Origin of the sequence: Paraburkholderia sp. MM5482-R2, assembly GCF_050436125.1 — a bacterium.
Classification (GTDB): domain Bacteria; phylum Pseudomonadota; class Gammaproteobacteria; order Burkholderiales; family Burkholderiaceae; genus Paraburkholderia; species Paraburkholderia tuberum.
This window is the reverse complement of the sequence record NZ_JBNDLP010000001.1, coordinates 277,485-299,962: the sequence shown is the minus strand read 5'-3', so window position 1 is coordinate 299,962 and position 22,478 is coordinate 277,485. Positions and strand designations below refer to the sequence as shown.

At 60.1% G+C, this 22,478-nt stretch carries 14 protein-coding genes and 5 pseudogenes; 5 read left to right on the top strand and 14 right to left on the bottom strand.

All coding sequences use genetic code 11. The features are described 5' to 3' along the window. Complete coding sequence (locus OKW37_RS01320; RefSeq protein ID WP_090812417.1) at nucleotides 1–699, bottom strand: methyl-accepting chemotaxis protein; 699 nt, start codon at nucleotides 697–699, stop codon at nucleotides 1–3. 697 nt (nucleotides 700–1,396) lie between these two features. Continuing rightward, nucleotides 1,397–2,008, bottom strand: a pseudogene (locus OKW37_RS01315) (IS256 family transposase); the annotation flags it as partial. 59 nt (nucleotides 2,009–2,067) lie between these two features. On the opposite strand from OKW37_RS01315, the pseudogene OKW37_RS01310 reads away from it, so the two are divergent. Then, nucleotides 2,068–2,278: pseudogene (locus tag OKW37_RS01310) on the top strand (transposase domain-containing protein); the annotation flags it as partial. An 86-nt stretch (nucleotides 2,279–2,364) separates the two neighbouring features. Here the strand turns inward: OKW37_RS01310 and OKW37_RS01305 are convergent. The 11 genes and pseudogenes from OKW37_RS01305 to OKW37_RS01255 all read right to left on the bottom strand — a co-directional run. After that, nucleotides 2,365–2,484, bottom strand: a pseudogene (locus tag OKW37_RS01305) (IS110 family transposase); the annotation flags it as partial. Between the two features lie 180 nt (nucleotides 2,485–2,664). Then, nucleotides 2,665–4,300: pseudogene (locus OKW37_RS01300) on the bottom strand (NADP-dependent glyceraldehyde-3-phosphate dehydrogenase). 191 nt (nucleotides 4,301–4,491) lie between these two features. Further along, nucleotides 4,492–5,520 (bottom strand): hypothetical protein, encoded by a 1,029-nt coding sequence (locus OKW37_RS01295; RefSeq protein WP_429509746.1) that lies wholly within the window; start codon nucleotides 5,518–5,520, stop codon nucleotides 4,492–4,494. A gap of 163 nt (nucleotides 5,521–5,683) precedes the next feature. Continuing rightward, on the bottom strand, nucleotides 5,684–7,165 hold the full coding sequence (gene zwf / locus OKW37_RS01290; protein ID WP_090812414.1) for a glucose-6-phosphate dehydrogenase: 1,482 nt from the start codon (nucleotides 7,163–7,165) through the stop codon (nucleotides 5,684–5,686). A gap of 5 nt (nucleotides 7,166–7,170) precedes the next feature. Next, nucleotides 7,171–8,103 carry a carbohydrate kinase family protein gene (locus OKW37_RS01285; RefSeq protein ID WP_090812413.1) on the bottom strand — a complete coding sequence of 311 codons (933 nt, stop codon included), beginning with the start codon at nucleotides 8,101–8,103 and terminating at the stop codon, nucleotides 7,171–7,173. Further along, complete coding sequence (gene pgi, locus OKW37_RS01280) at nucleotides 8,090–9,727, bottom strand: glucose-6-phosphate isomerase (RefSeq protein ID WP_429401538.1); 1,638 nt, start codon at nucleotides 9,725–9,727, stop codon at nucleotides 8,090–8,092. Before pgi ends, OKW37_RS01285 begins: the two co-directional genes overlap by 14 nt. A 31-nt stretch (nucleotides 9,728–9,758) precedes the next feature. Next, a complete protein-coding gene (locus tag OKW37_RS01275; RefSeq protein ID WP_090812411.1) occupies nucleotides 9,759–10,706 on the bottom strand; it encodes an ABC transporter substrate-binding protein in 948 nt (315 codons plus the stop codon). A gap of 104 nt (nucleotides 10,707–10,810) precedes the next feature. Further along, nucleotides 10,811–11,848, bottom strand: a complete 1,038-nt coding sequence (locus tag OKW37_RS01270; protein ID WP_090812410.1) for an ABC transporter permease subunit — start codon at nucleotides 11,846–11,848, stop codon at nucleotides 10,811–10,813. Nucleotides 11,849–11,889: 41 nt separating this feature from the next. Beyond that, complete coding sequence (locus OKW37_RS01265; RefSeq protein WP_090812409.1) at nucleotides 11,890–13,440, bottom strand: sugar ABC transporter ATP-binding protein; 1,551 nt, start codon at nucleotides 13,438–13,440, stop codon at nucleotides 11,890–11,892. After that, entirely contained in the window at nucleotides 13,427–14,677 is a 1,251-nt protein-coding gene (locus OKW37_RS01260; RefSeq protein ID WP_090812408.1) for an ROK family transcriptional regulator, read from the bottom strand. The genes OKW37_RS01265 and OKW37_RS01260 overlap by 14 nt, the downstream gene beginning before the upstream one ends. 573 nt (nucleotides 14,678–15,250) lie before the next feature. Then, nucleotides 15,251–15,694, bottom strand: a pseudogene (locus tag OKW37_RS01255) (IS6 family transposase); the annotation flags it as partial. A gap of 441 nt (nucleotides 15,695–16,135) precedes the next feature. Here OKW37_RS01255 and OKW37_RS01250 point away from each other — a divergent pair. The 3 genes from OKW37_RS01250 (at nucleotide 16,136) to OKW37_RS01240 (ending at nucleotide 18,450) form a co-directional block, all read left to right on the top strand. Beyond that, nucleotides 16,136–16,888, top strand: coding sequence for an NADPH-dependent F420 reductase (locus tag OKW37_RS01250; protein ID WP_429401535.1), 753 nt, complete (start codon nucleotides 16,136–16,138; stop codon nucleotides 16,886–16,888). A 75-nt stretch (nucleotides 16,889–16,963) separates the two neighbouring features. Further along, complete coding sequence (locus tag OKW37_RS01245) at nucleotides 16,964–17,308, top strand: ester cyclase (protein WP_244145046.1); 345 nt, start codon at nucleotides 16,964–16,966, stop codon at nucleotides 17,306–17,308. A gap of 437 nt (nucleotides 17,309–17,745) precedes the next feature. Next, on the top strand, nucleotides 17,746–18,450 hold the full coding sequence (locus OKW37_RS01240; protein ID WP_090812300.1) for a hypothetical protein: 705 nt from the start codon (nucleotides 17,746–17,748) through the stop codon (nucleotides 18,448–18,450). 285 nt (nucleotides 18,451–18,735) lie between these two features. Here the strand turns inward: OKW37_RS01240 and OKW37_RS01235 are convergent, their stop codons facing one another. Then, nucleotides 18,736–19,029: a hypothetical protein gene (locus tag OKW37_RS01235; protein WP_090812301.1), complete on the bottom strand. Its 294-nt coding sequence runs from the start codon at nucleotides 19,027–19,029 to the stop codon at nucleotides 18,736–18,738. Between the two features lie 805 nt (nucleotides 19,030–19,834). On the opposite strand from OKW37_RS01235, the gene OKW37_RS01230 reads away from it, so the two are divergent. Next, complete coding sequence (locus OKW37_RS01230; protein WP_090812303.1) at nucleotides 19,835–22,039, top strand: OsmC domain/YcaO domain-containing protein; 2,205 nt, start codon at nucleotides 19,835–19,837, stop codon at nucleotides 22,037–22,039. The last annotated feature ends 439 nt before the right edge of the window (nucleotides 22,040–22,478 follow it).

The window sequence follows — 22,478 nt, the reverse complement described above, 5'->3', positions numbered from 1 at the left end:
CTATTGAAGAGCGCGGCCGGCACTGGCGTGCCGACCTTGAAGGGGCATGCCGCGCGTGTCGACGACACTTTTGATCAGCTCGTCCATCTCCTTAATGATGTCGGCGAGCACGGTCGTGATCACCGCGAATTCCCGCCCGAACTGGCCTGCTCGTGCGGCCGAGATGCGCGCGTTGAGCGCGACGATGTTGGCCTGCATTGAGATGCTGCCGAGCCGCTCGGCGATGTCTGTCTGTCGCTTGAGCGCGGCCGCTTCGATGCCGCGCATCTCGTGCTGATAGGCGAGCGTGATGTCCTGCAGCAGTTCGAGCAGCGGCGTCGCCTGAGTGACGAGTGCGTCGAGTTGGGTCCGATCTTCCGCGCGGCCCGACTCGACGCACGACACCGCGCGATTCACCTGGACGATGAATTGCTGAATTCGCTCGTCGGCTCTGCGGTTGCCGAAATACATCTCGCGCAACGCTTCGGAAAACACGCCCGGTAGGCGCTCGTTGCCCCTCACCAGATCGGAATGCGCTTGCGCAAACGTGACAAGGCATGATTTGGCTACGGACAGCGCGCCACTGTTGCCGAGCGACGCGAGCAGCACGTGCAGCACGATGCGCTGTGAGAGCATCCGTTGCCGGCCCCCCAGATTGATGAGCTCGCCGATGACCTGTCCAGAGACGGCATCGGGATCTGAATGTATCGGCTGTTTCATCGTGAATGTGGGCGTGAAGACCCTGCACCGTTGCTCCATTCGCACGGCACGCGCCCCATGACGAGACTCGCGGCGACAAATGAAGCGCAAAAAAAAGCGCCCCGAGCGCAACCGCGCGTCCCGATTGCTCGGTTGCACAGTTGGCACTCGGGACGCCGTTGTCCCTGCGGGTCGCTCAAAGCGAGCGGCCGGTAAAGATTCGATACGTTGGGACCTCCGTTGGTCCCACGCCCGATCTATGCAATAGCCGTGCCACAGATCCGTGTAACGCTAATCCGGGGCGGTCTCTCCGGCGGCTTCCAGCCACGCCCCATTCGGCTAACAGCGCGTCCAGCGGGGCCGGCCAGTTCAACGACGGATCGCACCTTCGTCAAATTTCTGGAACGCCGGAACGTTCATCTCGACGCAAGTGATGGGATTTCAGTTACAGCGAAGCGCGGAGTCGCCGCGTGGCATGAACGGGGTTGGTGCGACGCGTTGGTGCAGTGCACTACAGCTGTGCACCGCGCCGGCTCAAGCTACGGTGCGAGCGTCGGTAGGAGAACCATTCCGGAGCGAAGCTGACGTTGGCGCCGGGCGGTAACCTTGGCAACTTCCGCCTGCAAGGCGGATTCGTGTTCGGCGCGGGCAGCCAGCAATCCGTCGAGTTCGCGCGCATGCGCGGACCGCGCATCGCGTAGTGCCTGGTCCGATTGCGCGCCAGATACACCGCCTTGTTCCTGACCGTGCCTTCGTCGCGAATCTTCAGCCGCAGGGCATCGAAATACACGATCGGGTACATCGCCTCGAGCGGGCGTTGCTGCCATTGCTCAACTTCAGCCAGCACTTCATCGGTTACGGTGGAAATCAGGTCGGGCGAGACTTGCAGCCCGTACAACTCCAGCAAATGGCCCTGGATCTCGCGCACGCTCATGCCGCGCGCGTACATGCTGATGACGTGGTCGTCGAATCCCGGCAGCCGACGTTGATACTTGCCAATCAGTTGCGGCTCGAACGTCGCCTGACGGTCACGCGCAATATCGAGGTGCAGCTCGCCATTGGGCGTGATGACCGTCTTCGAACTGGTGCCGTTACGGTGGTTGCCGCTCTTGCCTTGCCCGCCCTCGGTTTCCAGGTGATGCGTCAGTTCGGCCGCCAGCATGCGCTCGGCCAGGCTCTTCTTCAGTTGCCCGGCCAGGCCCGATTCGCCGAGGATCGACTCGGCATCCTTGTTCTGCACCTGCGCCAGCAGTTGATCGATCAGCTCATCGGGGAACAGCTTCGGCGCCTTCAGGTTGTTGCTTTTCTTGATCACTGTTGTGTCGGTCATAGGACGTTATTTCCGTTATCGTCTCATGACCTCGACACACTAAATTTCTGAGAGGCTCCAATTTTATGTTCGCGGTCTCCGACAGCGGTGGTGAGCGAGCCGCCGCAATGTACAGCCTGATCGGCTCGTGCAAATTGAACAACGTCAATCCACGCCTACCTGGAATACGTGCTTACGAACATTGCAGATCACCAGGCCAACCGCATCGACGAACTGTTGCCTTGGAACGTCGCGAAGCATCTGCTCCCATCTACACCTACCTCGCTTTGATCCCTTCTGCTAGCGGCACGCTGTGTCTGCCGTGCTCTTCAACGCTTGTCTAGAGGTTTCTCAACGGCCCTCACGCGACGCACACAATCCACCACCAGGTTTGTGATCTGATGTTCGTCCAGACAGCGGTGCAGCCAGAAGCCGTCACGCCCGGCTTCGTAACAGCTCCGCACCGGAGCATCGGCCGCCAGATGACATCGTGACTCGCGGTCCCACCCGGCTCATCGCGCCCCGCTTGGGTTTGCAGGTTCCCATGGGGCGGCTACCGAAGTGCTGTACGGATTGAATGCGTCGCAACACTCCAGTCATCAACGTTGTCAGCTCCACGGGAGCAGCGGACTTTTTCTGATCACGTCGTCATGGCGCTCGATCTCCGCATACCGGGATCACAGAATGAACCCGGTATTGACAAATTTGGAGTCGCGGTCAGTAACAATTGCTTCCAACAGCGCCTTGCTGTTGTCCGTCTGTTTGGCAGCAACCATAGAACGGATCGAGAAGGCCCGTAGTGCGTCTGTCACAGACAATGTGCCTTCTGCCGAATCTTTCCGTCCGGCAAACGGAAACACATCTGGACCACGTTGACACTGGCAATTGAGGTTCACTCGGCACACCTGATTGACGAGTGGATCGACCAGCGCGCCGATCTGGGTCGGATCTGAACCGAAAATACTGACCTGCTGGCGCGTGATCGGAAGCCGTCACGTACTCAAGTGCGGTTTCGACGTCATCGAACGGCGCCACCGGAATGATCGGACCGAACTGCTCCTCCCGGTACAGCATCATGCCCTCGCTGACCGGATAAACCACTGCCGGATAGAATAGCGTCTTGCAGAACACTCCACCTGAGTTGTTGACCACGCCTGCGCCTTTGGCTTTGGCATCGTCGATGGCCTCGGTCATGTAGGCGGTGCGGTGCATGCCTGGCAATGGTGTGATACTGACGCCGTGTTCCCATGGCATGCCCACCTTCAGCTTCGCCAGTTCCTCAGTGAAGCGCTTCAGGAACAGCTCGACGATCGACCGGTGCACCAGCAGCATCTTCAATGCCGTGCAGCGCTGGCCATTAAACGACAACGCCCCGAGCAGGCACTCCTTCACGGTCAATTCAAGATCCGCGTCGGGCAAAATGATGGCGGCATTCTTCGCATCGAGACCGAGGATGGCACGCAGCCGATGCGACTTCGGATGCTGTTTCTTCAGATGGTCCGCCACCTTGCTCGAACCGATCAGCGCCAGTACGTTGATCTTGCCGGACGCGAGCATGTGCGGCACGACAACCGCACCAGGTGCGTAAATCGTGTTGATCACGCCTTTAGGAAACGCGTCGCGGAACGCCTCGAGCAACGGATAGAACAGCAACGTGCCGTATTGCGGCGGCTTGAATACCACCGTGTTGCCCATCAGCAGTGCAGGAATCAGCGTCGCGAAAGTCTCGTTCAGAGGATAGTTGTACGGGCCCATGCACAGCACGACACCTAGCGGTGTGCGCCGGATCAGACCAATGGTGCCCTCCGCGATCACAAAGCGCGAGTTGCTGTTGTCCAGGTCCTTGAGTGCATCGATTGTGGCGAGCATGTAGGTGACTGTGCGGTCGAACTCCTTCTGAGAGTCAGTGAGACTCTTTCCGATCTCCCACATGATCAGATTCACGATCTGAGCGCGCTGCGCAACCATGCGCTTGATGAAGTCCTGCATGCAGCCAATACGCTGGGCCACGGTCATTGTCGGCCACTCGCCGCGGCCCGCGTCGTAGGCACGCACGGCGGCGTCGAGTGCCGCGTCGCTCTCCAACTCGCCCATCACAGGGTAGCTACCGATTGCGAGTTGCTGTACCTCGCCGTCGGGTTGCCTCACGCAAACCGGCGACAGCACGGTTTTGCACGTGCCGACCCACGGTCTGAGCTCGCCGTCCACGAGCGACACACGCTGATGGATCGGTGAGGACAAACGGGCTTCTACCGGCACCTCGTCGGTGGACGGAAACAATTTCTGCAGACTTTCAAAATCGATCGTTGACATGGATTTTTCTCCGTGCGCCTGGCATCGCATCCTGTCTCACACGCATGTGATCCGGATCGTAAAGAAGGAGAGCGGGTGTCCAGGGAATATTGAAATGGCACTTTCAGGGCAAATTCCGGGCGGCGTTCTGCCAAAAATCGTCAGCTAGCTTCTCCAATGGCACAACATTTCCCAAAATCGCGTCGCCCTGATTATTGAGTCAAGACCTCAAACCGGTAGGCGATTTCGACAGGCTCGCCTGGTTCGATCACGACGGCGGTCGGCACGCCACGCTCATTGATGGGGTTCACGGACAACGCGGCGCGGCAGCCGAGTTCAAAAGCACTGGCAACTGGCTCGACGCCAAGACACAGGTTCCTGCTATTCCAGGGACTATGGCTGCGGCCGCGATTGCTGATCCACAACAGCAGGGATGGAAGTACAGCGGCGTCCCAACTGAGCCGATACGCGACCTGCGATTCGTCATCGGTCAGAACGACAGATCCGTCAGTACCACAAAGCTGGACGATTTCTTCGGTATCGTGGGCGAATGGAAAACGATCAAACGCACCCGTGCCGCCCGTGCGCAGTGGCACCTTGTCAAGCTCATTGAAAATCGCGCCAGGATCCGCGCGCGACACGCCGGGTTCGGGGCCGCCTGGGTGAACGACACCAAACTGGAACGTGCCCGGTTGGATCTGAAATGCACCAGCGACCGACGGCAGCGCCAGATTGGGATGCAGACCGATCGGACGGCGCGTTCTTTTGCGCGCCTGAACCTTCAACACGAAATCGATCGCGGGCCCATCGGGGTCGGCGCGGATCACCCGTACTACGCGGGCGATCGACGAAGCAGGCGGATACTCGAGCGCGACCTGGATTTCCAGTTCCGTCTGTCGCAGGAGAGTCCAGTCGCCCGTACACGCGTAACCGTGAAGCAGATCGTCGCTCGCATCGAGCGGGTAATCGTGTTCGCGGACCGGCGTCGCAAGGCTCTGCTGCCAGCTTTCCACGACGGTCTCGGCAGCCCAGGGAGTGCCGAAAGGCACACACGGAAATTCGCTTCTCATATGCCCGAGCAATCCTTGCGGATGGGCTGAGGCGTCGCCGATCCATGGCGCCTCGTAAAACGGCTGCAGTTGCCGCTTGCCTCGCACAAGCGTCACGTCGCTGAGCATCCCGCCTTTTGCATGAACATCAAGATGGCCATGGGGCCATTCAAGGTGCCAGACTGTATCCATGATTGTGGTTCGCTTAACAGATCAGCTGGACATAAGAGTCGTCACTGAAGATTTTGAGTGCGTTGATCGATGCAGTAGGCGCATCGGGGCGTCACGAGTGCGACACCGTCGTGCCTGCGCACCTTAAACTCAAGGGCGGGCTGACCGCGGGTTTGCTTGGCGCTCAGTTTTCTTCCTCCTGCCAACAGGTGCTGTGCCGCGCAAGCAGCGCGCTTGCCGCGGCCGGGCCCCAGGTGCCGGCTGCGTAAGGTTTCGGGGGGTTGTCCTGGCTTGCCCAGTCAGCGAGGATCGGCGCAACCCATCGCCATGCGGCCTCCTGCTCGTCACGCCTTACGAAGAGTGCGAGCCGTCCCGCGATCACATCGAGCAGCAGGCGCTCGTACGCCTCCATCCGCTCCTGCTGGAAGAACTGGTCAAATGCGAGGTCGAGATGCACGCCTTGCAGCGTCATGCCAGTCCCTGGCTGCTTGGCGAGCGCGCTGAGCCGGATCGATTCGTTCGGCTGCAGCCGGATCGTCAGCCGGTTCGAGCCCGGGCGTAATGCCATCGGGCCCAAAGCCGAGTGAGGTACGGGCCGGAAGTTGATGACGATCTCTGCCAGGCGGCCCGCGAGCCGCTTGCCGGTGCGCAGGAAGAACGGCACGCCGGACCAGCGCCAGTTTTCGACCTCGACCTTCAGGGCGACGAACGTTTCTGTCGTGCTGTGCTCACCGACACCCGCTTCGGCCTGGTAAGCCGGCACCGATACCCCCTTGATGGCACCGGCGTGATACTGGCCACGCACGACACTCTGCCGGATCTGCTCGCTCGTGACCGGTTTGAGCGCGCGCAACACGCGCAGTTTCTCGTCTCGCACCGCGTCTGCATCCATGGAGTGAGGCGGTTCCATGGCGATGATGGCGAGCAACTGCAGCAGGTGGTTCTGCACCATATCGCGCAGCGCGCCAGTCTGGTCGTAGAAGTTGCCGCGGCCTTCGACGCCCAGTTCTTCGGCGACCGTAATCTGGATGCTCTCGACCCAGTCGCGACGCCACAATGGTTCGAACAGCGAGTTGCCGAATCGCAGCGCGAGCAGGTTCTGGACCGCTTCCTTTCCCAGGTAGTGGTCGATCCGGTAGATCTGGTCTTCTGCGAAGATCTGGCCCACCGCATCGTTGATCGCATTGGACGATTCGAGATCGTAGCCGAGCGGCTTCTCCAGCACTACGCGCGAGCCTACGGTCAGTCCGGCCGACGCGAGAGCGCGGCAGATCGGCACGAACAGTGCAGGCCCGGTCGCCAGATAGAAAATCCGCCGGCTGCGCCCTGTCGCAAGCGCTTCGCGTAACAGGGAGAACGAATCGGGCTGACTCGCATCGAGCGCGACATACGTAATGCGTTCGAGAAAGCCTTCCCACACAGCGGGATCGATCGCCGTTCCGGGCAGGTGGGGTTTGACATGCTCCTCGACCCATTTCAGATAGCCGCCATGATCGAGGGCTGTCTGTGCAACGGAGACGATCCTGCCGTCCGGTGCGAGCATGTCGTCGCGGTGCGCGGCGTAGAGTGCGGGCAGGATCTTACGCATCGCCAGATCACCCGTGCCGCCGAACAGGACGAATGCGAATCCGTCGTGCTCGGGTGGGCTGTTCCGTGGAGTTCTCATGGTATTCAATTGTGGGAATTGATAAACGGGCCTGACGAGCCGGTCAGGGTCGCCACTTCGTCCGTGGTGGGTGCGTAGGCGCCCTGCTGTGCACACGCCACGGCTGCACAAGCCGCCGAGAACCGCAGATGGGATGCCTGCGGCGCATCCGGCCGGCTAATCAGGCTCGCGATCCATCCGCCTACGCAGGCGTCGCCACAGCCGACGGTGTCGACGACCTGTGCGGCGAACGCCGGCTGGAAAAGCTCCTCGTCCGAGGTGAGCAACGCCATGCCTGCTGCGCCGCGTGTCACAAGAATGTCGGCAGTGGGCGCCCACGAGCGAAGTTTGGCAAGTGCCTGGGCTTCATCCAGTTCCGGGAACAGGCCTCGCAGATCCTCGTCCGATACCTTGATATAGCTGGCCAGTTCCGCCATGCGGCGCAGCGTAGGGCGGTAGCCGGGGCTCGCCATCAGATCCCGGTAGTTCGGATCGAACGAGATCCGCTTGCCGGCGGCGTGCGCGGCTTGCGCGATATCCAGCAGATGCTCCGCGAGTGGATCACGTACCAGGCTAAGCGAACCGAAGTGCACGATCTTCGCAGCCTCCAGCCACCCGGACGGCAATGCGTTGGCGTCAAAAGCCAGGTCGGCGCTGTTGTCGCCGATAAAAAAATATTGCGGCGGATGTTTCGATACGACCATGGCGAGGAGCGGCGGCCGCTCCACCTGTCTGGTGAAACGCATGTCGAGTCCGGCCTGCGCACTCTGTACCATCAGTTTGTCGCCAAACGTGTCATGGCTGACGGTGCCCGCGAAGCCGGTAGGCACGCCCAGCCGTGCGCCCACGCGGGCGACGTTCCAGCACGAGCCGCCCGACGCGCTACGCCAGTGCTGATCGTCTTCACGGATAAAGTCGGTCAGCGCCTCGCCGAATACGACCAGTTCAGGAAGATTCATGGTCGCTCCGATCTCCGATTGCCGGATCAGCCTTCTTCATCCGCCGTTGCCTGAAGCGCTCGATCAGACCGTTGGTGGAGCTGTCGTGAGTACTTGCCGCGCTTGACTCGCTGATTTCGCTCTCAATCACCACGGCCAGTTTCTTGCCGAGTTCGACTCCCCATTGGTCAAAAGAATTGATGTTCCAGATGATCCCCTGCACGAATACCTTGTGCTCGTACAGCGCGAGGAGGGCGCCAAGTGCCGCGGGCTCAAGGCTGTCCATGCAGATCGTGTTGGTTGGGCGATTGCCGTCGAAGCTGCGGTGCGGTGCCCCCGCCACCTGCAACCCGTTCATCAGCGCTTCGGTTTGCGCAAAGCAATTGGCCAGCAGGACGTCATGGTGAACATCCAGCGCACGCTGCGGCTGCATGCAAGCGATGAAGTCTGCCGGGATCAGGGCGGTTCCCTGATGCAACAATTGAAAAAAGGCGTGCTGACCGTTGGTCCCGGGCTCTCCCCAGATGACCGGTCCTGTCCCATAATCGACACGCTTGCCCGACAAGGTGACGGACTTCCCATTGCTCTCCATGTCGAGTTGCTGCAGGTAGGCTGGAAGGCGGTGCAAATAGCGGTCGTATGGGGCAATCAGCTGGCTGTTCGCGCCAAAAAAATTCGTGTACCAGATGCCAATCATGCCGAGCAGGACGGGGAGGTTCTGTTCGAGCGGCGCCTCGGCAAAGTGCCGGTCCATTGCATGTGCGCCGCCCAGCAGCGCCTCGAATCCGTCCATGCCGATCTGCAGCGCAATAGGCAGCCCGATCGCGGACCACAACGAATACCGGCCGCCGACCCAGTCCCAGAATTCGAACATGTTGCTGAGATCGATGCCGAATGCTGCAACCGCGTCAGCGTTGGTCGAAACCGCGACGAAGTGTTTTGCGACGGCTGATTCGGGCGCGCCGCTGCTCAGTAGCCAGTTGCGCGCGGTGCGTGCGTTGAGCAGAGTCTCCCGGGTCGTGAAAGTCTTCGATGAAATCACGAAGAGCGTCGTCTCCAGATCGACGCTCTGCAGCACTTCGGCAATGTCGGCGCCATCGACATTGGAGACGAAGTGCGTCGTCGGCCCCTTGTCGCCATAAGGCTTCAAAGCTTCGCAGACCATGCGCGGACCGAGATCCGAGCCGCCGATGCCGATATTGACTACATCGGTGATCGCGTGCCCCGTGTAGCCGCGCCACTTGCCTTCACGGACGGCGTCGGTAAAGCGCCGCATTTTAGCGAGGACTGCGAACACGTCCGGAATCACGTCCTTCCCGTCCACGATAATCGGCTTCCCGCTTCGCTCGCGCAGTGCGACGTGCAGCACCGGCCGGTTCTCTGTGGTGTTGATGCGCTCACCCGCAAACATGGCGCGTCGCCGATCTTCCACACCGGCCTGGCGCGAGAGCGCGCCGAGCAGGCCCAGCGTTTCAGTCGTGATCAGGTTCTTCGAGTAGTCGACGAAGATGCCGGCCGCCTCCATCGAGAACCGCTCGAAACGTCTGTCGTCCTGCGCGAAGAGCCCGGAGATCGAGGTGTGCGCCATGTGGTCGCGATGGTCTGCGAGAGCCCGCCATGCGGGCGACTGAGTGAGATGTGACATGATGATCCGGCGTGTAATTGACGGGTTGAGCTTAGTGCGACGACCAGCCCTTGTAGCTGTTGACGTTGTCACGCGTCACGAGCGTGGAGGGCAGCAGGATCATCGTGTTGGCCGGCTTCTTGCCGTTCATGAGCCCGTATCCGACCGTGACGGCCGTTTGCGCCATAGACCACGGATCCTGGCTCGCGGAGGCCTGAACCAGCGTGTCGGTTTTCAGCGCGGTTTCGATGTCCGGTGCGCCGTCGACGGACGTAATGAAGAGGTTCTTGCGGTTCAACTGCTTGGCCGCCAGATCGCTGCCCACCGCCTGCGGGTCGTTGATTGCGAAGACGGCATCGACTTTCGGGAAGCGCGTCAGATAGCCCTGCATCGCATTCATACCGCCTTCGCGGGACCCTTTGGCATCCTGATCATCAGACAGCACCTTCAGTTCGGGATGCTTCGCGAAAACCGACTTGCAGCCCTTCACGCGGTCGACCACCGCCGACACCGGCGGCCCGTTTTCGATGATGACATTGCCCTTGCCATTGAGTTTTTTGGCGATGTAGTCGCACGAGATTTCGCCGGCCTGCACGTTGTTGGTCTGCACCGTGGCGTCGGCGCCGGCGGCGGCCACATCCACGGCTACGACCACGATGCCGGCGGCTTGAGCCTTCTTCACAGCAGGCTCGATAGCCTTCGGGTCGGCTGCGTTGAGCAGGATCATGTCGACGTGAGCGGCGATGAAGTTGTCGATTTGCGTGAACTGCTTGTTCATGTCGTAATCAGCCGACACTGCGGTGACATTCACGCCGGGATTGATCTGCTTGGCCTTGGCCTCAGCGCCTTTGACGATCGTGACGAAGTAGGGGTTGCCAAGCGAGCCGACGGTGATGCCAATCGCCTTGAGCGGCTTGTCGGCGGCGTTCGCCGCGGGCAGCGTGAGGCTGAGACCCATCGCAAGGGCAGTGCTGGCGATAGCAATTTTCTGCTTGAACATTTTCGTTGTCTCCAAGGTGGTCCGTTGGGTGAGTGGGGCGCAAGGGGACCGGTTTGCGCCCATGGGTTTGTGAGGCAAGTAGGAACGGCGTATGAAGGCGTAGTTCAGGTGCGAGCTGATCCGCGTTGACGGAAGCGGTCGAGCGCTACAGCGCCGATGATGACGAGGCCCTTGATGATGTATTGCCAGACGTCGGATACGCCGAGCAAAACCAGCCCATTGGTCAGGACAGCGATGATCAGCGCGCCAACCAGCGTGCCGACGATCGAGCCCACACCGCCGACGAAGCTGGTGCCGCCGAGAATCACTGCGGCAATCGCGTCCAGTTCGTACGACTGACCCATCTGCAGACCGTTCGCCGCATACAGGCGGGCCGCCGACATCACTGCGCCGAGGCCGGCAAGCAGACCTGACATGGCATAGACGAACATCTCGATGCCCCACACCTTGATACCGGAGAGGCGCGCGGCTTCGCGGTTGCCACCGACCGAATAGATGCGCAGTCCAAGGACGGTGCGGCGCAGGATGAACCAGGAGACCACGACCACTGCGCCGGCGATCACCACGAGCCACGGGACGCCGAGGATCGCGCCGTTGCCGATGAAGGCGAACGACAGTTGGGGATTGAAGACGGTCGTGTCGTGGCCTAGCAGCCGGGCAACGCCGCGCACCGCAGTCAGCGCGCCGAGCGTGACGATAAAGGGCGGCAGTCTGAGTAACGCTATCAGCGCACCGTTGATCAGGCCGAAGCCGATCCCGACGGCAAGCGCGGTTGGGATGCCGAGCCAGCCCCAACCCGGAATGTTCGATGCCAGCAAGGCCGTCACTGCGGCGGCCGACAGCACCGAGCCGACTGACAGATCGATCCCGCCCGTCAGAATGACGAAGGTCATCCCGGCGGCCAGCACGATGTTGATTGACGCCTGCTGCGTGACAATCGACAGGTTCTGCAGACTGAAAAAGCTGTCGGTGCCTAGACCGAAGCCGATGCACAGCAGCACGAGCACGGGCAGCATGCCTGCCGTTCGCATCAGGGACTGCATGCGTTCGCGGTGTTCGATAAGCGATTGCCGTTGCGCCTGCGTGGGTGCCTTAGGGGCCGGCACTGGGTCGGCGTCGTGGTGTTTGGTGGTGTTGCTCATGTCGTCCTCCTGGATACTCGAGATCCTGTCTCTTATAGAAATCAGGCCGCTTCGCCCAGCGCGGGACGAGAGCCCGTGGCCAGCGCGATGATGGTTTCCTGAACAATCGGCGTGCCGGTATGGCCCCCGAGTTCACCCGCAAATTCGCCTTCGCGCATCACCAGCACGCGGTCGGCCACACCGATGATTTCCGGCAACTCGCTCGATATGACGATGATGCCCACACCCGTGCGCGCGAGTTCGTTGATGATCCGGTAGATCTCGGACTTCGCGCCGATGTCTACGCCACGCGTCGGCTCGTCGAGAATGAGGACGCGCGGTTTGGTCTCGAGCAGGCGCGACAGCAGGACTTTCTGCTGGTTGCCGCCGGACAGCGCACCCGCGTTGACCTTGGAGTTCGGCACGCGGATGGATAGGGCGGCGATTGCATCGCTCGCGCGGGAAGCTCCGCGTGCCAGATCGAGTACCCCGAGCCGGGCGTCCCGGTTGCAGACGGCGACGTTGATGTTGTCGCGCACGCTCATGTCGAGGAAGAGACCTTGGCCCTTGCGGTCCTCGGTGAGGTAGACGAGGCCCGCGTCGATGGCATCGCGCGGCGTGCGCAGCGCGAGTACCTTGCCGTCCACCGACACTTCTCCGCGCGCCCGCGGTTCCGCGCCGAAGATGAGCCGGGCCAGTTCGGTGCGGCCCGCGCCGACGAGGCCCGCGATGCCGAGCACCTCGCCCGCGTGGAGATCGAGGCTGCAGCCACGTACGCGTCCCGTGTCGGCGACGTTGCGCACCGACAGCACGACCTTGCCCGGATCGTAGGGCGCGTGCTGTTTCTTGTAGAAGCCGGAGATGTCGCGACCCACCATCATTTTTACGAGGCTCTCGGCAGAGAGCTGCTCGCGCACCAGCGTGCCGACATACGTGCCGTCGCGCAGCACGGAAACGCGATCGGAAAGTTCATAGATCTCAGCCATCCGATGGCTGATGTAGATGATCGCGAGGCCTTCGGCGCGCAACTGGCGGATCAGATCGAAGAGGCGGTCCGTTTCGCGTGATGACAACGGCGTGGTCGGCTCATCCATCACGAGGATACGGGCGCGGGTGTGCACGGCCCGTGCGATCTCGACGAGTTGCCGCTCGGCGATCGACAAATCGCCCACCAGGGTGTGCGGTTTGAAGGCTGCGCCGAGGCGCTTGAGCACGGCTTCGCAGGCGCGCTCCATTCCCGGGCGATCGACGACGCCCCAACGGCCGCCCTTGCGCAATTCGCGCCCCGCATGAATGTTTTCGGCGACCGACAGATTGGGCGCGAGGCTTAATTCCTGGTAAATGACCGCCACACCCAGTGCTCTCGCCGCGAGTGGGCCGTTAATGACCTCGGCCTTGCCGTCGATAAGAATCTGTCCGCCTGAGTCGGCCTGATAAGCGCCCGAGAGGATTTTCATCAGGGTGGACTTACCCGCGCCGTTTTCGCCCATTAGCGAATGCACTTCGCCTGGGTACACGGTGAGATGCACGTTGTCGAGTGCGCGCACACCGGGGAAGGTTTTGCTAATGCCGCGCATCTCCAGCAGCGCGGGCCGGCATTCAGAACTGGACATGGGTCACCTCCTGGGGTGTAGTACCCGCGCCTTTGAGAATTCCTGTGCGCGGCGAAAAGTTGAAGAACATGGGCAGCGTCGCCGCGCCGAGCGCGCCAGCGTCCGGCCCAAAGGTACCTTGGACCAGCTCCGGGGTGCCACGCGCCTCCGGCGCAGCCGCGACCATGGCGGTGCGCAGACGCGTCATCAGCGTACTGAGCAGGCCGCAGTCGACGTCAGCGTCAAGAATGACCACCGCAACGTCGAGCACGCACAGCATCGAGCGCAGGGCGGGGGCAAGCGCATCGATGCAATCGTCGATCCATTCATTGACGGCTGGCAGATCGCGCGCCAGGCAGGCTTCGAGGTCCGCCCGCTTTTCAATCGATTCGCCGCTGTAGCGCAGATGCCGTGCGAGCGCGTTGAGGGACGCGCGTGAAAGCAGGATGTCCCATTGCCCGCTGGGCTGGAGCGCTGACGGCAGGCGGCTAGGTGGAACCGGCATGACGCCGATGTCGCCCGCATTGCCGCTCACGCCGCGCAGACAGTCGCCGTCGACGGCGATGCCGCCGCCGATCGCCGGCCCGACAAACAGGTAGAGGAAATCGTCCGATTGCCGCCCGTAGCCGTAGAACAACTCCGCGATGGCCGCAGCGTTGCCGTCGTTCTCGCTGAACACGGGCAGCGACACGGCCCGCCCCAGCTCGCCCGCGAAGTCCACTCCGTCCCAGGCACGGAACGTGTCAGCCGGCAGGCCAAGCTCGCGCAGCCAGCTGCCCAGGTTGTACGGCTGGGCAACGCCGACGCCGGCCAGCCGTTCGCGCTCGTGTGGCGTGAGCATCTGAAGGATTTTCTGAATATCGTCGTGCACGATTTCGAGCACTTTTGCAGGATGAGGCAACACCATGTCGTGTGCGCGCCTAGCCAGCATCTCTCCGGCAAAACTCACCAGCACCGTCTCCATGCTGGTGCGGTCGAGCCGCACGCCGATGCCGAAGGCGCCGCGCGGGTGCAGGCGGATCAGCGAAGCGGGCTGGCCCCGCTGGCCTTCCAGGCGGCGGCCGGTGAATTCGATCAGTCCTGCCTCGCCGAGTGACGCGATGATGCTGCCCACCGCGGTGTTCGTCAGGTTCGCCTGGCGGGCCAGGTCGGCTTTTGAGGCGGGCTCTGTGCGACGTAGCGCCTGCAAGAGGAGGCGCTCGTTGTAACGCCGCACATTCGCCGAATTGCTGCCTTGACCGATATGAGGACTTCTCACGCTGCTCCTCCGATGGATACTGCAGTGACGACTAACTAAATCAAGTTGATTTATTTAATACCATCGCAGACGGGCCGTCAGCCAGGGGAACCCCTGGATGGGGCGAGACTAGGCGCTCCTCGGACTGGGCAGGGAGAAATGACCTAACGCGACTGGGCAGGGAGACAGCTTTTGAGGTGGTGCGAAGGACGTGGCCAGCTCTCTTGTATGGAATCCATGGAAGTTCCGCCGGAGACCGAACAGCGCCGGCCCCGCTCTGTCGAGGAGAAACTTGCGACCGCGCGTGTGACCTTCGAGCCCGGAGCGGCCGTCTCTGGAGTTGCCCGTCGTCATCAGGTGAATGCGAATCGGATGTTCGCGGCGCAAGCTGTGTCAGGACGGAAGTCCGTCAGCAGTGTGCGCCGGCGAGCAGGCGGAACTGGCATCCGACGTGGCCAAAGCGATGAAGCGACCGCGCGGAAGCAGGAGGAAAACTTTCCCGCAGGGACATATGCGATGGACACTGCGTATTTCGGTCGGTTGTGTCGCGATAAGAATGGCAGGACGAGGCACCTCCTAGATGATCAGGATTGCTTATATAATCAGCGAATAGAATTGATCGGCAACAGTCCGCTGGATACCAGCGTCTTTCATCTGCCCTTTCCTGATCATATGCATTACTTCGACACCTGACAGGATGACGCGGGCGCAGCGAAAATTCTTGAAGCCCATCATCGGCTTGATGATACGTTTGATCGCGCGATGGTCCTGTTCGACAATGTTGTTCAGATACTTGATCTGCCGGATCTTGATGGGCGTCTGCCGTTCGCCGTTGATGGCTTGCAGGGCGGCCAGATTGGCACCGCTCTTATCCACGGTGATGGTCTGCGGCTCGCCGTTCCGCTCGATCGCCTTCTCGAAATAGCGACGGGCGGCAGCCTTGTCGCGATGGGCTCGAAGTAGGAAATCGACGGTATTTCCGGCCTTGTCCACCGCGCGGTACAGATACTTCCACTGGCCGCTCACCTTGAGTGGAGTAAGAGACAGGGCGTAGTCGAACTATTTCCCTGCCTCTCCTCCCCGAACCGGACGTGCGCCTCTCAGCGCATCCGGCTCTCCGCTGAAGTGTCGTTCCAATCGAAGGCGACACCGCTCCACCGTGCCGCCCGTTTGCTTTGTATTTCACTGATTATCGAAGGTCTTCACCTCACTACAGTCAGCTAATCAACCAGGCAAACCACTTCAACTGCCTCCCTTCGCCATGTAGCCGGCTTTCCCGACCTCGGACTACTACGGAGGCTCCGCCAGCTTGCACATCATCGGGGGCACACTCCCTTAACAGCTGTGCAAGCCTTCCCCAGTTCACATGCTGGACTCAAGCGCACGGGCGAGGCTGCCTGTCGCAGTCTTTATCCTTGCTTGCCGCAAGTCGTCGCGAATACCACGGCCTAGCTGCGCGCTCTCCATGGCTCCCTGCTAATGGCCCTACATATCCAGTCAGCATTCGCGTTGCCGGGCCGTACATATGATTGGCAACAATCCGCGTCCTGCCTGTTAAGCGGTGTAGGCAGGGGTGACGATTCAACCCTCAGATGCGTATTGGGATCAGGTGATGTCGGCCGAGCACTGGGCGCCGGCTTCGTCAAGCATGGCCAGGACACGATGCTGGGCACCCGAGATCCGCACAAGAAGGAGATACAGGACTGGGTCCGCAATACAACCGGAGCCAGGGCCGGGACGTTCGACGAAGCCGCTCGGTTTGGCGAGATCGTCGTGCTAGCCGTGCTCGGCCGCATCGCTGAGAGCGTGATCGAGCTTGCGGGGCCGGAGAATCTCGCCGGCAAGACCGTCATCGATGCAACCAACCCGCTCGCCGACGAGTCGCCGGTCAACGGGGTCCTGAAATATACGACGGGACCGAACGAGTCGCTCGGCGAGAGGATTCAGGCGAAGGTTCACCTCGCCCACGTGGTCAAGGCTTTCAACAGCGTCGGCAACGCGCTCATGGTGAATCCCCATTTTTCTCAAGGCACGCCGACGATGTTTTTGTGCCGCAACAGCGACGATGCGAAGGCCCGGGTTGGCGCAATCGCCCGGCAGTTCGGATGGGAGCCCTACGACTGCGGAAGCATCGTATCGGCACGCGCGATCGAGCCGCTGTGCATGCTGTGGTGCCTGCCGGGATTCCTCAGGAACGACTGGCAGCATGCGTTCAAGATGCTGACGAACTAAGGAGAAGCGATGGAACCGCTTCAAGTACCGCTGAAGGGTGATCCCGGTCTGACGCTGGAAGAGATGAAGCGATTCGTGGCCGATCACTTCGAAGACTTCGTCAACCGGAAGAAACCGGAAGTCGCATCGGCGAACTTCAGCGCGGATTTCCTCGGCCGCGACGAACCGTCGGGTCATCAGGTCGGCCCCGAAGCCGCGATGGCCATGATGAAGGCGGCTTATCAAAAGTGGCCGGACTTGCACGTCACGATCGAAGACATGATTTCCGAAGGTGACAAGGTGATGGTCAGAAACACGTGGCGCGCCACCGACGTTATCTCCGGGAAAAAGATTGAGTTTCACGGCTTTGTCCTGTCGCGGTTTGCGAACCGGAAAATTGTCGAACGATGGGCCACGTTGACGACACCGTGTGAGGCTTGATTCGAGAGCGGAGGACCACGAGCATGAGCGCCCGTTACATCCGCATCGGTGACCAGGGTGTCGGGGCGAGTTCGATCCGGGCGCGGACTGCATACAGGGTCAGCCCGCGCGTAGACGGCAGGCGTCTCCGCTCTACTCAGAACCATAACGTTGAGGAGGCTGTTTTCTGAACACGTGGTCGACCGGAATCCGTTGGAAGTGCCCCCTCAGCGTTTCCGGAAGCGGCGGCCCCGTCACGGTGCCGGTCGGCTCGGCCTCCAATCCGCGAGCGCAGGCCGACAAACTGTAGGTCCCCCGCCGCTGCGAACGGCAGGTGGTCGGTGGTGAACGGACACTCACGAACCGGCCGCGAACGGCCGGTTGTGGCCGAAGTGGTCGCTTGGAATCGTTACAATGGTCCAGATTCACCCCCACCTTAACAGCATCGAGTGCGAGACATGCTGACTTCCTTTTTCTGGAGTGGCGACATCATCCGCAGTCGACGCGTGAGTGACATCGTGCTATCAGGCTCGGTTGACGTGCCCGTGCCCCCTGCGCGCCTGCTCGCAGATTGGGAAAGAGAGACATCGTCGCGCCTGGTCCTGGAGCCCGGGGACGTCGAGGCAATGCCTTTGGCGCGAGCGCAGGCGCGCTGGCCGGACTACACGCGCTGTGTGCAGGCAGTGTCCGATTGGACGTGCGCGCTTGGACTGCCTAAGGTGCTCGCCTCCAGTGACGTAGCCCTCATGGCCTGCCGCGGCGCGAAGTACCACCATGACGGTGCGCAATATGGCGGTGCGGCCTTTTGCAATCTCTTCCTGAGCGAGGACAGGGGTCTGGACTTGCATTTTCCCTCTACGGGCCATCGCATTCCCCTAACCCGGGGAACGGCTGTGATATTCGATACTGGTCAGCCTCATGGCGTCATTCAACGCAGCAGCAGCGGTTTTAACGTGGCCGACTTCGCGCCGGACCAGGATTGCATCCAAATATTTCTGACCTGGGAGCTTCCCATCGAAGATGCCCATGTTGGGCACGCCCTCAAGGTTGCCTTCGACATCGCGCCTTCAACCTCGTTGCAACTGGACGCAGAGGAAGTCTGGCTGAACGGCGCACGGGCCATTGTGTGCCCAGATTCTGGTCGTTGGTGCCAGGTTGACTAATCGTCTGCGTGACACCGCGGTGTTGCCATGACAGGCTCAGGTTCAGCGCGATAGCCGCGTGCAGCGTGCGCCGTTTGCGCTAGGGTCAACGATTTCAGGCTTCGCTATCAGACCCGTCACGCAGCGGCACAAAGCCGCAAAGTCAGGCTCCATCTTAAAAGCTTGGCACAATGACCGCTGTTGGCAGCCTGGCGCCTATGCTTGATCGGCGGCGCACGACCCAGATGGAATGGAACACCGCCCTCCCTTCGGGGAGGTGGGCATGATTGAGGGCCTCGGCACACGCTACCGTTCCTGACTTGGTGGTGAGGCAATTTTGCGCCCGTACAAGTCTTCGCCAATCAATCTGTTCGCTTCTCTCAGCAGCTTTTCAAGAGCGTCATACTCGGGACCGACGTCCATCTTCCGTGCCGCAAGGTCCATGCAATTTGACCTTAGCTGCGTGGTCAAATCGCGTAGCGCAGCAATCACTTCGTCGTCACACGCAGACTCTTCCAACGCCTTGCGGCCGATCAAATATGCCTCGCGATACGCCGCAGCACGAACCATCTCTCGTACGCGCTGTGACTTTAAGCTCATGGGTAATCTCTCCTCTGTCGGTTCAAGTCAGCAATTTTCAGCAATTTCGACGGCGACGTCGACCGACCGCACATGGCCGACTCTTGCCGAACTGCTATCCGGCAGAGCGCGACCCACAGCAGTCGACCGGATTTCTCCAAAGCAGCCGTTCGAACCGGGACCAACGATCTGGCTCGGTCCCGATCCGCGGGTCCTGCTGTGACTGCTAGCGAGTCCGAGCGTTGCATTGCATCGCCGCAAGGTGTTGCTGTTAACCGTTTCTGCTAATAGTTCACCGTTTGTGGCGAGAACGGGTGTCCCGTGCGAGGTAAGGCCAGGAGGCCAGATTGACAATTCTGTCACCACTAGCGTTGCAGTTAGGAATGAGCGACAGGATGTCCATTGATTTTGGTAGCGTTCGGCGTGTCCTCGAATTTGGCTAGTGCGGCTGTCGAGGCGCGCGATTAGCGCATCGGCCTGAGGCAGCAAGCGCAAATACCGGAGGTCATTTTTTTGATCTCGGACCGCGGACATCTCAGCGCGCAGACCAAAAACGCCAGGCAGTTTGGCACTTTGGATGTTTCTTAGGCGGCCTCCACCACTGTTCGCATTGATGGCGGTGAGAGTGTTATCGTGCTGCGCTTTGTCAGTCGTTCCGGGCAGTGAGTTCGTGCTCCGGGGGCAAAGCGACGCTAGCGGAAAAAACGGACAGCGTCAGCGCTTCAATGGACACCGCTAGCAACATTCGCGATCTGCAACAGCAACTGCACTTGGTGACGGATAATAGCGGCTACATCATTTTGAGCACAATTTTTGGAATTTCCCCATGGAAATTAAAGTCAATTTTCTCGATAAGCTGCGTCTTGAAGCCAAGTTCGATGACTTCACGGTAGTGGCCGACCAGCCTATCCGTTATAAGGGCGATGGCTCGGCGCCTGGTCCGTTCGATTATTTTCTGGCCTCATCGGCTTTGTGTGCAGCTTACTTTGTGAAGTTGTACTGCGTAAATCGCAATATTCCTACCGAAAATATCCGCCTGTCGCAGAATAATATCGTTGATCCGGAAAACCGGTACCAACAGATTTTCAAGATTCAGGTTGAGTTGCCGTCGGATATCTCGGAAGTGGACCGCCGAGGTATTTTGCGCTTCATCGACCGTTGTACGGTGAAAAAAGTGGTGCAAGCCGGGCCCGAGTTTGTGATTGAAGAGGTAGAAAACCTGGATGCCGATGCTCAGTCGTTGCTGACGTTGAAGTCGGCTTCTGATGCCAGCACCTATATTGCGGGCAAGGATTTGCCGTTGGAGCAAACCATCGCCAATATGTCGGGCGTTCTGGCGGGCTTGGGCATGAAGATAGAGATCGCTTCGTGGCGCAATATCGTTCCAAATGTGTGGTCGCTTCATATTCGCGATGCGCACTCGCCGATGTGTTTTACCAATGGCAAGGGAGCGACCAAAGAAAGCGCGTTGGCGTCAGCGTTGGGAGAGTTTATCGAGCGACTGAATTGCAACCATTTCTATGGCGGTGCATTTTGGGGCGAAGACATCGCCAATGCGGAGTTTGTGCATTACCCGAATGAGCGCTGGTTCAAGCCTGGCCCTAAGGATTTGCTGCCGGCTGAAATTCTGGATGAGTACTGCCTCGAAATTTATAATCCCGATGGCGAGTTGTATGGCTCGCGTCTATACGACACCAACTCCGGCAATGTGGAGCGCGGCATCTGTTCGCTGCCGTTTGTGCGGCAGTCGGACGGCGAAGTGGTGTATTTTCCGTCCAACCTGATCGAGAACCTGTTCGTCAGCAATGGCATGAGTGCCGGTAATACGCTGGCCGAAGCACAGGTGCAATGTCTGTCCGAAATTTTCGAACGGGCGGTAAAGCGCGAAATTCTGGAAGGCGAAATCGCTTTGCCTGATGTGCCGCACGAAGTGCTGGCGAAATACCCTGGCATTCTGGCCGGAATTCATGGATTGGAAGAGCAGGGCTTTCCGGTGCTGGTAAAGGATGCGTCGCTGGGTGGGACCTACCCGGTGATGTGCGTCACCTTGATGAACCCGCGCACAGGCGGTGTCTTTGCCTCGTTCGGCGCGCACCCGAGCTTCGAGGTGGCGCTGGAACGGAGTCTGACGGAATTACTGCAGGGGCGTAGTTTTGAAGGCCTGAACGATTTACCTCAGCCCACCTTTGTCAGTAACGCCGTGACTGAACCAAACAATTTTGTTGAGCACTTCATTGATTCCAGCGGTGTGGTGTCGTGGCGCTTTTTCAGCGCCAAAGCGAATTACGAGTTTGTTGAGTGGGATTTTTCTGGCCAGGGTGAAAACTCCAATGCCGAGGAAGCAGCAACCTTGTTCGGCATTCTCGAAGACATGGGCAAAGAGGTGTACACGGCGGTGTATGACCAACTGGGTGCCGTAGCCTGTCGGATTTTGGTGCCCGATTATTCGGAAGTTTACCCGGTAGAGGATTTGATCTGGGATAACACAAACAAGGCGCTATTGTTCCGCGCGGATATTTTGAACTTGCATCGACTGGACAATGCCTCCCTGGCAGCACTGCTTGAGCGGTTGGAGAACAGTGAGCTGGACGAGCACTCCGATATTGCCACTTTGATCGGCATCGAATTTGACGAGAATACGGACTGGGGGCAGCTAACAGTTCTCGAGTTGAAACTGTTGATTCATCTCGCTTTGAAGCAATTTGAGGAAGGGCAGGAGCTGGTCGGAGCTTTTCTGCAGTACAACGACAACACGGTCGAGCGCGGATTGTTTTACCAGGCCTTGAATGTGGTCCTGGAGGTGATGCTCGATGACGACCTTGAACTGGACGACTACGTGGTCAACTTCCGTCGAATGTTTGGCAACGCCCGCATGGACGCGGTACTTGGGACAGTGGACGGCAGCGTGCGCTTCTTTGGGCTAACGCCAACGAGTATGAAGCTGGAGGGTCTCGACAGGCACCACCGCCTGATCGACAGCTACAAAAAATTGCATAAGGCGCGGGCCAATGCGGCGGCTACTGCGAAGTAGGGTTGTGAGTCATGGCTGGACGCGATGATACCGCTCATCCCCCGCTCAAAAAACACCCCGTTCGATACCTGAGCGACCATCTGTGCCGGCGTGCATCAATGTTGATGCCGCCGACGTTGATGGCCGGATACAAAGGCAGATCGAGGGCCTTCGGTAGTCCCCCGTTTTTAACGGCGCTCAGAAGTAGAGCTTTCCGCTTCGGGCAACGATGTAATGTCGCTATTTCGGGCGGGCAGTATGACCGACCATAGTCCGCTATCTCACCCGCCCCGCTGATGAGATGTTGGGCGCCGCCCACCTTGTCACGACCGGAGCGGATATGTTTGTAGTCGCTATTTCTGCCGTTCAGGTTCACACGTTCTAAATCTTGCGCCGAGTCCACTGATGTTCGGTGGATCGGAACCTGTGCATGTTGGATCGTTTCGTAGAACCCATACGA

Excerpts from the sequence above, each read along its gene's own strand:
- OKW37_RS01285 (WP_090812413.1), bottom strand. The coding sequence starts at position 8,103 with ATGAATCTTCCTGAACTGGTCGTATTCGGCGAGGCGCTGACCGACTTT.
- zwf (WP_090812414.1), bottom strand. The coding sequence starts at position 7,165 with ATGAGAACTCCACGGAACAGCCCACCCGAGCACGACGGATTCGCATTC.
- OKW37_RS01250 (WP_429401535.1), top strand. The coding sequence starts at position 16,136 with ATGGCCCTACATATCCAGTCAGCATTCGCGTTGCCGGGCCGTACATAT.
- OKW37_RS01320 (WP_090812417.1), bottom strand. The coding sequence starts at position 699 with ATGAAACAGCCGATACATTCAGATCCCGATGCCGTCTCTGGACAGGTC.
- OKW37_RS01240 (WP_090812300.1), top strand. The coding sequence starts at position 17,746 with ATGCTGACTTCCTTTTTCTGGAGTGGCGACATCATCCGCAGTCGACGC.
- pgi (WP_429401538.1), bottom strand. The coding sequence starts at position 9,727 with ATGTCACATCTCACTCAGTCGCCCGCATGGCGGGCTCTCGCAGACCAT.
- OKW37_RS01275 (WP_090812411.1), bottom strand. The coding sequence starts at position 10,706 with ATGTTCAAGCAGAAAATTGCTATCGCCAGCACTGCCCTTGCGATGGGT.
- OKW37_RS01295 (WP_429509746.1), bottom strand. The coding sequence starts at position 5,520 with ATGGATACAGTCTGGCACCTTGAATGGCCCCATGGCCATCTTGATGTT.
- OKW37_RS01270 (WP_090812410.1), bottom strand. The coding sequence starts at position 11,848 with ATGAGCAACACCACCAAACACCACGACGCCGACCCAGTGCCGGCCCCT.
- OKW37_RS01265 (WP_090812409.1), bottom strand. The coding sequence starts at position 13,440 with ATGTCCAGTTCTGAATGCCGGCCCGCGCTGCTGGAGATGCGCGGCATT.
- OKW37_RS01230 (WP_090812303.1), top strand. The coding sequence starts at position 19,835 with ATGGAAATTAAAGTCAATTTTCTCGATAAGCTGCGTCTTGAAGCCAAG.
- OKW37_RS01235 (WP_090812301.1), bottom strand. The coding sequence starts at position 19,029 with ATGAGCTTAAAGTCACAGCGCGTACGAGAGATGGTTCGTGCTGCGGCG.